The organism is Verrucomicrobiia bacterium, from assembly GCA_035629175.1.
Classification (GTDB): domain Bacteria; phylum Verrucomicrobiota; class Verrucomicrobiia; order Limisphaerales; family DASXHY01; genus DASXHY01.
On sequence record DASPIL010000052.1, the window covers coordinates 1 to 9766 of the forward strand.

Here is a 9766-nt window from a genome sequence, read left to right on the forward strand (position 1 = left end):
GGGCACAGCAACGTGCGAAACTCGAACGTGTCAGAATGTTTCCGCACCTGTGGGTTGGCCTGTGTTGCTTCGCCCGAGAGGGGCGCAGTGCGAAGGCTGAATGGGAGGAGGCTAACCACGAAGCACACGAAACACACGAAAGACGGCAGGGCATGGAGACCAGTTGTTGTTCCTTACTGTGGCCGACATTCTTTACGTTCTGAACTCCGGCAATCTTCTCTCTCGCCCCGTGAGGCACGAGCGGGGAGAGAGTTGGAGAGAGGGGCGCCCGCGTTGGATGCCTTCTCCGATATCTCCGCGGCCTCCTGGTAAACGCCCGTTCGTTGCCGCGCCGGCCTCCCCAAAAGAGTCAAATTCCTGCGCTATTTCGCCCGTGCGTTGATCCTGGAAAGTCGATAGGAATGGGCATGCTCAATTTCATAGCGGCGACGACACGATGCCGTACGGTAAGCATCCCAAAACTGAGCGGCCTCGCGCTCATCATTGGCATCTTCAGCTTCGTTCTCTCCGGATGCTCCGGCTCGAAGGCCACCAGAACCGACGCGGCTGGGATTAGCGCAGGAGATCGCGATGAATTGCTGGCGCGTTTGCCCGAGACGTTCAGGTTCGCAGGGTCCCAGTATGATCGCATGCTGGCACGCCTCACCAATGGTCCCATGTTTCCCCGCAGCTATGAAAACGGTCGTCATCGACTCGTCAACGCGCGGGACTGGACGAGCGGATTTTTTCCGGGCGCACTGTGGTATCTGTATGACTACACTCGCGATCCCAAGTGGTTGCACGCTGCATCCAATTACACTGCGCGGCTTAGTTCGATTCAAAACTTCCGCGGCCATCATGATGTCGGCTTTATGTTGTACTGCAGCTATGGCAACGGACTGCGCCTGACAGGTGAGGCTTCGTATCAACCCGTTCTGCTCCGCGGCGCTGAGTCGCTGGCGTCGCGGTTTAAGCCGGAAGTGGGCCTCATACGTTCGTGGGATTTCGGAGGATGGAGCTGCCCAGTGATCATCGACAACATGATGAACCTCGAGTTGTTGATGTGGGCTGCAAGGAATGGGGGCGACAGCCGCCTCCGGGAAATTGCGTTGTCGCACGCCGATCGGACGCTGAAAAATCATTTCCGCGCTGATTACAGCAGCTTTCACCTTGTCGATTACAACCCGGCCAACGGCACGATCCTGGGAAAACAGACCGTGCAAGGCTTCGCTGATCACACTGCGTGGGCACGCGGACAGGCGTGGGGTTTATACGGGTTCACCATGATGGCGCGTGAAACAGGCCGGGCAGACTACCTTGCGCACGCCACGAACATCGCGAATTTCCTCGTGAATCATCCACGGATGCCGGCGGACAAGATTCCCTACTGGGATTTTGACGCACCAAACATTCCCAACGAACCTCGTGACGCATCGGCGGGTGCGATCATGAGTTCGGCGTTGATTGAACTAAGCCGGCTCGTGGGAGGAGGAGCAGGCAAACGATACTTTGAAGTTGCACGGCAACAGCTGCTTTCGTTGTCTTCACCGGCTTACCGCGCCGACGTTGAAAAAGATGGCGATTTTATTCTCCGTCACAGCGTGGGTCATATTCCTGAGAAGCACGAGATCGACGTTCCAATCGTCTACGCCGACTATTACTTCCTTGAGGCGCTGCTTCGCTACCGCGACCGAGTCACGGCACGATGATTCTTATTCGACCGTGAGCAGGCGATCGGGAGATGCGCTGTGAAACTCGCCGGGAATCTTCTGGCCTGAACTGAGGTAACGAATCGGCAGCTGCGAACCGAAGGCGAAGTTCCACAATTTCATCCGCCGTGGCTCTTCATCGAGATGGGTGAGGATGAGATCGTGAGGTTGCAATGGCGCAAATGCTTCACACTGGGCCAGCAACGTCGCAGGCTCGTAAGCTGCATTGAGGACCAGATGCACGTGCGGGTCTGGAAGCGCTGCAATTTGTTCGCGCGCGTGATGGATCGACTGCGGCTCACGGGCGTCCACTCCGGGCAAATCGATGAACAGCATTTCCGCGCGATTTGCGGGCGCCTTCCAAAAGCGTTCGACCGGCACGCCGAGCATCTCGCAATGAATGGTCAGATAATCCGCCGTATTCGCGCTTGCCCCATCGAGTCGAAACACGCGGGCAACGCGTTCCTCCATGAGCGTCGCGAGCGTCAGCCATTTGCACAGCGCAGTGGTTTTGCCCGAGCCGGCAGGCCCGATGAACACGTGCGGTCGCGCCATCAGACTTGCAGCCATTGACGGCACAGGACGCCAGAAATCGCAGAGTCCTTTTGTGACCGCCTGCCATTCCGCTTCGAGAGGCTGCGGAGCTTGGGTGCCAACGATTGAACAAACGTGCGACTGCAAGCGGTCGGCAAAGGCGGGCATCAACCCGTGCGCTTCCAGCCAAGCCACCGTTTGCCACCGCTGGGAGGAACCCTTGCGGCGGGGCTGCGATTCGCTGGCAGGCAACTGCGTTGGGAACGCAGTAGGATGTGTCGAGGGATCGGGCACGCCGGCCAGGACCTCGATGCGTGTCTGGCCGGGAAGAAGGCGGGCGAGGCCCTGGGCTGGAACTGGGCGGACGCTCAGGACGACGGCGTCGGGCCCGAGTTGTTTATGAATCTGGTCCAGCGCAGCGGCCGCGGTGGGCGCGATGAATTGAAGGACTTCCATTCAGAAGCTCCGTCAGGCTTCGACGTGCGGAATCGTTGCGGCACTCTGGACTTGCACACGATTTGGGATTTCCGAGTACGAGAGCACGGCCAGGTCCGCGAAGGTGGCCTCGAAGAATCGGCGGAACGCGAGGCGCAGTTGGGGCGCGCACAACACCACCGGTTGCTGGCCTGTTGAAAGCATTTGCTGAACGAACTTGGAAAGGGTGTCCATCACGTGCCGCGCGACGCGGGGTTCAATGACCAGGCCGACCTCCGTGGCGGTTTGGCGGACGCCTTGTGACAGTTGTTGTTCCAGGCGGGGATCAATCGTGATTGCCCGCAGTGATCCATTTTCGGATTGGAAAGGTTTTGTGATTTGCGGGCCGAGCACGCGGCGGGCGTGTTCGGAGAGTTCGTCTGGATTCTTGGTTGCCGCGGCGTAATCGCTGACCTTTTCCAGAATGCCCGCGAGATTGCGAATGGATATTCCCTCGGCCAGCAAGTTCTGCAGGATGCGTTGCACGTGGCCGACGGTGAGTTGTCCAGGAACCAGTTCGTTCACGACCGCAGGGTGGGTTTGCTTGAGATTGTCGAGCAGCGCCTGCACATCCTGCCGCGTGAGAATCTCATGACTGTGACGGCGGACGGTTTCGGACAAATGCGTCACCATCACGGAAGCCGCGTCCACGACGGTGTAGCCGGCGGTTTCAGCGGTCTTGCGCTCCACATCGGTAATCCAGGTCGCCGGCAGCTGGAACACAGGTTCAACCGTGGGAATGCCTTTAAGCGTGGTCCGGCTGTTCGTGGCATTCATCGCGAGCCAGTGGCCCGGCATCAACTGTCCCTGCGCGATGGCGTTTCCCTTCAGCAGAAACCGATATTCGTTCGTGCCGAGTTGCAGGTTGTCGCGCAGCCGAATGGGTGGAATCAACATGCCCATTTCGCTTGCGAACGTTTTGCGAATTCCAGTGACGCGCTCGAGCAGGTCGCCGCCTTTGCGGGTATCGGCCAGCGACACCAGGCCGTAACCCAGTTCGATTTGCAGCGTGTCGAGGCTGAGCAGGTTCTCGAGCGGCTCATTGACCTTGGCCTCGGCGGATGTTGCCGATCCGGCGGGTGCCTTTGCGCCCGCAACAGTGGCAGCGGCGGCGGCCTTCGGCGAGGACGCGTTGGCTGTTCCCATTTCCAGCCCGCCGCTGCGCTTGACCGTGTAGGCAAGCACACCAACCACGACAGCGAGGGTGAGAAACGGCAGCATCGGCAAGCCTGGAACGATGGCCAGCACGAGAAGCATGCCCGCCAGAATCATCAGGGCGCGCGGATAAACGAGCAACTGCCGCCCGAGTTCGCGTCCGAGATCGTTCTTGGAAGTCGCACGCGTCACGAGGACGCCGGCGGCGATTGACGTGATGAGCGCGGGGATCTGCGAGATCAAACCGTCACCGATCGAGAGAATCGTGAATCGTTCCAGCGATTCCATCACGGTCATGCCCTTTTGCATGATGCCGATGGCAAAGCCGCCGACGATGTTGATGAGGGTGATCAGGATGGCTGCGATGGCATCGCCGCGCACGAACTTGCTCGCACCGTCCATTGCGCCGTAGAAGTCGGCTTCTTCCTCGACGGCTTTCCGCCGATTGCGTGCTTCCGTTTCGTTGATCAAGCCGGCGTTCAATTCGGCATCGATCGCCATCTGCTTTCCGGGCATGGCGTCCAGGGTGAACCGCGCCGCGACTTCCGCGATGCGTCCCGCGCCCTTGGTGATCACGATGAAGTTGATCAGGACGAGGATGAGGAAGACGACCATGCCGACGACGTAATTGCCCCTGACCACGAAGCTGCCGAACGCCTCGATCAGGTGCCCGGCATAGCCATCGAGGAGAATGAGCCTGGTTGAGGCCACATTCAGGGCAAGCCGGTAAAGAGTGATGAACAGCAGCAGGGTGGGGAACCCGGTAAATTCCGCCGGGGTGCGTAGGTAAAGAATGACCAGCAGGGTCAGCAGGGAAAGGGCAATACTGATCGCCAGAAGGAGGTCCAGCAGGATGGGCGAGACCGGGAGGATCAGGAGCAGGACCGTGCCGAAAACGGCGACGACGAGCCATAAGTCCCCGTAGGGAATAAGTTTCCGCAACCTGTCGCTTAACGCACCCATGGCTGTTTCAGAATTAAAATTGGTTCTTTCATCGAGTTGGCGGCCGCCTTCGGCCTGCCCGGCAAATTTCGCCGCTGCTGCAGTTAAGCAAAAGCGGGACCACCCGCGGCCGTTCGCCGGGCTGGGTGCCGGTCGCCTGGGCCGGCTGGGGTGCGTGTTGGACTGCCGATTACCTCAAAAACGCCTTGCGCGGCGATAGGTCATTGCCTAAAAAACGGCCCATGTCGAAACGTCCCGGTTTGCAGCAGGCCCGATCCTTTGACTTGCAGCAGTTTCTTGCCGTCAGCACGGAATCGGTCAACCGCGCCCTGGACACATTCCTTCCATCGGAAAAGACCAAGCCCGCGACGATCCACAAGGCAATGCGGTATTCGCTATTCGCGGGTGGCAAGCGGATGCGCCCGGCTTTGTGCCTGGCCGCGGCCGAAGCCTGCGGGGGATTGGAGGATGACGCGATGCCGCTGGCTTGTGCGGTCGAGTGCATCCATACCTACTCGCTTGTGCACGATGATCTGCCTGCAATGGACGACGACGATTTTCGCCGCGGCAAGCCGACCAATCACAAGGTGTTCGGCGAAGGCATTGCAGTTCTTGCGGGCGACGCACTGTTGACGCAAGCGTTCGAAATTGCGGCGCAAAGCCGCGGGTGGAGCCGGTATTCGCATCGGACCGTGATCCTCGAACTGGCGCGCGCGTCGGGTTCGCTGCAATTGATTGCGGGCCAGGTGGCCGATCTGGAAGGCGAGGGGAAGAAGACTTCTGCGCAGCAACTCCGTTACATCCACGAACGCAAGACGTCAGCGCTGTTATGCTGTTCCGTGAGGTTGGGCGGCATGAGCGCGAATTGCACTCCCGCGCAACTGCAGGCGCTAACGGACTTTGGCTACAATGTTGGGCTGGCCTTCCAGGTGATCGACGACATTCTTGACGTGACGCAAACCAGCGAAAAGCTGGGAAAGACTGCGGGCAAGGATACGAAGGCGCAGAAGGCGACGTATCCATCGATCGTCGGGCTGGACCGGTCGCGCAGGATAGCCGAGGAACTGACGGGAAAAGCGTTCGATGCGCTGAAGCCATTTCGAGGAAAAGCAGCTGCGCTGCAAGGTCTGGCCGAGTTTCTGTTGAAACGGGAGCATTGAGAGGCTTGGTCGATTGTTGCGCGACATGATCGACCACAAGACACTCCAAGGAGACGACGCTGAACGGGAGGAGGTTTGACCACGAAGCACACACCGCGGCAGAGGCAGCAGACAGAAAAGTTGCAGGGGCAGATTGACCACGAATCACACGAAACACGCGAAAAAAGCCATCGAGAGGCATCCAACGGCTGTCGACTGCGCAAGGCTTCGTTCGATTCCTTTTTCAAACGCGACAATCTTCTCTCTCGCCCCGTGAGGCACGAATGGGGAGAGAGTTGGAGAGAGGGGGCTCCGCAATGGCTTTGGAACTCCTGCCGACCTCAATCGTCTCTCCGTTATCTCGGTTGCCTCAACGCTTGTTTCGGGAGTATGGCCAGCCCCGCCCACGCAGCGCGTGAAACTCAAATGTGTCACAGGGCGCAAGGCGGGAACCGGTTCCTTACCGCTTGCTCCATGAACGTGCTTTATAGATAGTAGGCACATGTCGCTTTCGGCCCCTTGCCGAGCCTGTTTCACGCTTGTTCGAGCCGCCGTTCTGAGCGCTGTTCTCGTGTCGGGATGGAGCTGGCATTTGCATCGATGCCATGCGGCAATGGATTTCTTAATCGATGTCAAAGACACCGAGGACGATCTCCCCAGCAGCACGGTCACGGCCATCGAGCAAACGCCGGATGGGTATCTTTGGATCGGCACGTACAGCGGCCTGGCGCGGTTCGATGGCGAACGGTTTGTCACGTTCTACCCCGTCAATACACCCGAACTCAGCCACGCCCGCGTCCAAGGCTTGTATGTAGATGTCGAAGGCACGCTGTGGATCAACACCTTTCGCGGCGGACTGACCTCATACCGCGACGGGGTATTCAAGCGCGAACGGCCCGATGATGACCGCCTCTTTGACCTGCATACCACGCTTGCACATTCGTCGCCCGACCAAGTCCTGTTTGTAGGGCAGTTCGGCGAGGTGTTGCGGCGGAGGAAGACTTCGGCTGGGACGGATTGGTCAGCTGTTGCGCCGCCAAGTGGAACGCGTCCATTGTTTCAATGCGCAGACCGAAACGGGACGTTGTGGTTCATCTCACGCGACGGGCGGGTGATCTTGTTCCGCGACGGCGAGTTCAAGGATTTCGATTCCAAAGGTCTGCTGGACAGTCGCCGCGCCATTTGTGTTGCCGCTGATCCGCATGGACTGGTGTGGATTGGCGCATCGAATTTTCTCGCTCGGTTCGATAATGCCGGATGGGAGGTGCGGACGCCCACGAACGGAGAGCCGAACGTCGGCATCAATCCGCAGTTGATATTGCCGACTCGGGCAGGTCCGCTTTGGGTTCTCGATGGGGGACGTTTTCGAAAACTGGCGGGCCGCGACTGGATTGCGGAGGCGACTGGATGGCGGGGCCGCCTTGGATGGGCTTCCGGGCGTGCAATGGGAATGAACGAGGATCGGGCGGGCGGGATCTGGTTGAATCATTATGGCAACGGCCTTTTCCACGTCACGCCGGACGGACGCTACGAACGCTTCACCACGCTCGAGGGTTTGCCAGGCGATCGCATCGGCGCATGGTTTCAGAGCCGTGAGGGCGGGATTTGGGTTGGCATTGATCGCGGTGGTTTGGTTCGGCTGCGGGAGCGCCGGTTTCGCGTAATAGGCCAGGCGGAGGGCTTGCCAGCGCGATCGGCACTGTCCGTCTGCGAGGACAGCGAGGGCGCTGTCTGGATTGGCACGGGCGGCGGCGGGCTCTGCCGCTGGCAGGATGGGAAGTTGAAGCGTTACACCGTCGGCAATCACGTCTCTGCCAACTTTGTCTTCTCGGTTTTCCCACGCGAGGACAACGGCGTGTGGCTCAGCACGGCTGAAGGTGAAGACCTTTACGCGTTTGAGGGTGAAGAGAAACGCCGTGCACCCTGGGAAGTCCATGGCGTAAAGAGCATTCTTGCGGACCGCGCGGGACGCGTCTGGGTCGGCACCAAATCTGGTTTGTCGTGGTGGTCGCCCGTGGATCGAAGAAGTTTTGGGGAAAATGACGGACTGGAACTCTCCGCTGTGCGCGCACTGGCGGAAGCGCCCGATGGAACCATCTGGGCGGGGAGCGACAGCGGCGTGTTGTATCGCTGCGAACCTGACAAGGTCGCTGGCTTCCGCAGCGCCGGCCATCTGGGGGATCAACCGATCTGGTCGGTGCATGTTGATTCTGAGGGCACCGTCTGGGCGGGAACATTCCGCGGCGGGTTGTTGCGATTCAAGGACGGAAACTTTTCGCGCATCACGCAGCGTGAAGGTTTGCCGGTCGACGTCATCAGCCAGATTCTTGAGGACGACCAGGGCCGCCTTTGGTTTGGAACCCCTCAGGGGATTTGTTCGATGAACAAAGGTGAGTTGGACGCATGCGCGGCTGGGAAGAGTTCGCGTGTGGATTGCGTCACGTATGGGCGGCTCGATGGCTTGCCCAGCCTGGAATGTTCGGATGGCTACCAGCCTGCATGCTGGAAGGGCCGTGACGGACGGCTGTGGTTCACCACGGTGAAAGGTGTTGTTTCTGTTAACCCGGGTGAAATGAAAACGCATTCATTTCGCGCCCCTTTGCGGATCGAAGAACTATTGGTGGATGGAGAGCCGATCGCGCTCAACAGCAAAGCCATTCGGATTGCGCCCGGCCGCAAGCGCCTGGAATTCCGCTACACGGCGCTCAGCTTTGAAGCGACACGTTTTCGATATCGCATCGAAGGTTTCGATAAGGATTGGGTCGAGGCTGGAACGCGACGGGTTGCGCAGTATTCGGGATTGCCGGCGGGCGCTTACCGGTTTCGTGTGATTGCGAGCGACGATCGGGGGCACTGGCATGACGCGGGAACAATGCTGGCGTTCACGGTGCAGCCTTATTTTTATGAGCGCCGCGGATTCATTGTGCTCGCAGGTGTTGCGGTCACCGGAATCGTGGCCGCATCGGTGCGCAGCGTGGCTGCGCGCAAATACCGCCGCAAGCTCGCGCTGCTGGAGCAGCAGCACGCCGTCGAGCGCGACCGCACGCGCATTGCCAAGGACATCCATGATGACATTGGCGCGGGCCTCACCCAGATCACGCTCTTGAGCGAACTTGCACGGCGTGAGAAGGATCACGCAACGGAACACCTCGACCGCATTTCAGCTTCGGCCCGGCAATTGACCAAGGCGATGGATGAAATCGTCTGGGCCGTTGATCCGCAACACGACACGTTCACGGGACTCCTCGACTACATCTCCGCCTTTGCCGAAGACTTCCTGCGAGTGGCGGGAATCCGTTGTCGCATGGACCTGCCGGCCGCGCTGCCTGCCTTGCGGGTGTCGGCGGAGATGCGTTACAACCTGTTCCTCGCTTTGAAGGAAACATTGAACAACATCGTGAAGCATGCCCGCGCGACGGAGGTGTGGCTGCGCGTGCGCATCGAAGAAGATTCGTTTTCGTTGATCATTGAGGACGATGGACGCGGTTTGAATGGCAGCCTGGAACCCACGTCCATTCGGCCTGATCGCATCAATTCGGGTTTGGGATTGAACAACCTGGAACAACGGTTGAGTTCGGTTGGGGGCAGTTGCCGGATTGAAAGCAATCCGGGGCAGGGGACCCGCGTCGAGCTTCGAGTGGCCGTCGGAGCCGCGGCTCTTGCTGCGTCGTGACGGTTTGACCGGCTGGGGCTGGGCTTATATATTTAGCAAACGCTTGGACCGCGGATGTCCGAGGGTGCTGCATAGGCTCGGTGGCATGGAAACCTCAAAGAATAAGGCTGAAGCCTGCGTACTGGCGGATTCATTTCAGGCGCTCGGCGATGAAACCAAAG

Annotated in this window: 5 protein-coding genes; 3 read left to right on the forward strand and 2 right to left on the reverse strand. The window is 59.5% G+C overall.

Annotated elements, in window-relative coordinates; genetic code table 11:
* The first annotated feature begins 407 nt into the window (after positions 1-407).
* Positions 408-1688 carry a glucuronyl hydrolase gene (locus VEH04_08690; GenBank protein ID HYG22845.1) on the forward strand — a complete coding sequence of 427 codons (1281 nt, stop codon included), beginning with the start codon at positions 408-410 and terminating at the stop codon, positions 1686-1688.
* A 3-nt stretch (positions 1689-1691) separates the two neighbouring features.
* Here VEH04_08690 and VEH04_08695 read toward each other — a convergent pair whose 3' ends face one another.
* Complete coding sequence (locus VEH04_08695) at positions 1692-2678, reverse strand: hypothetical protein (GenBank protein ID HYG22846.1); 987 nt, start codon at positions 2676-2678, stop codon at positions 1692-1694.
* Between the two features lie 12 nt (positions 2679-2690).
* Positions 2691-4814, reverse strand: coding sequence for a flagellar biosynthesis protein FlhA (flhA, locus tag VEH04_08700; GenBank protein HYG22847.1), 2124 nt, complete (start codon positions 4812-4814; stop codon positions 2691-2693).
* A 221-nt stretch (positions 4815-5035) separates the two neighbouring features.
* On the opposite strand from flhA, the gene VEH04_08705 reads away from it, so the two are divergent.
* Positions 5036-5953, forward strand: coding sequence for a farnesyl diphosphate synthase (locus tag VEH04_08705; protein HYG22848.1), 918 nt, complete (start codon positions 5036-5038; stop codon positions 5951-5953).
* Between the two features lie 592 nt (positions 5954-6545).
* Positions 6546-9605 (forward strand): two-component regulator propeller domain-containing protein, encoded by a 3060-nt coding sequence (locus VEH04_08710; protein HYG22849.1) that lies wholly within the window; start codon positions 6546-6548, stop codon positions 9603-9605.
* The last annotated feature ends 161 nt before the right edge of the window (positions 9606-9766 follow it).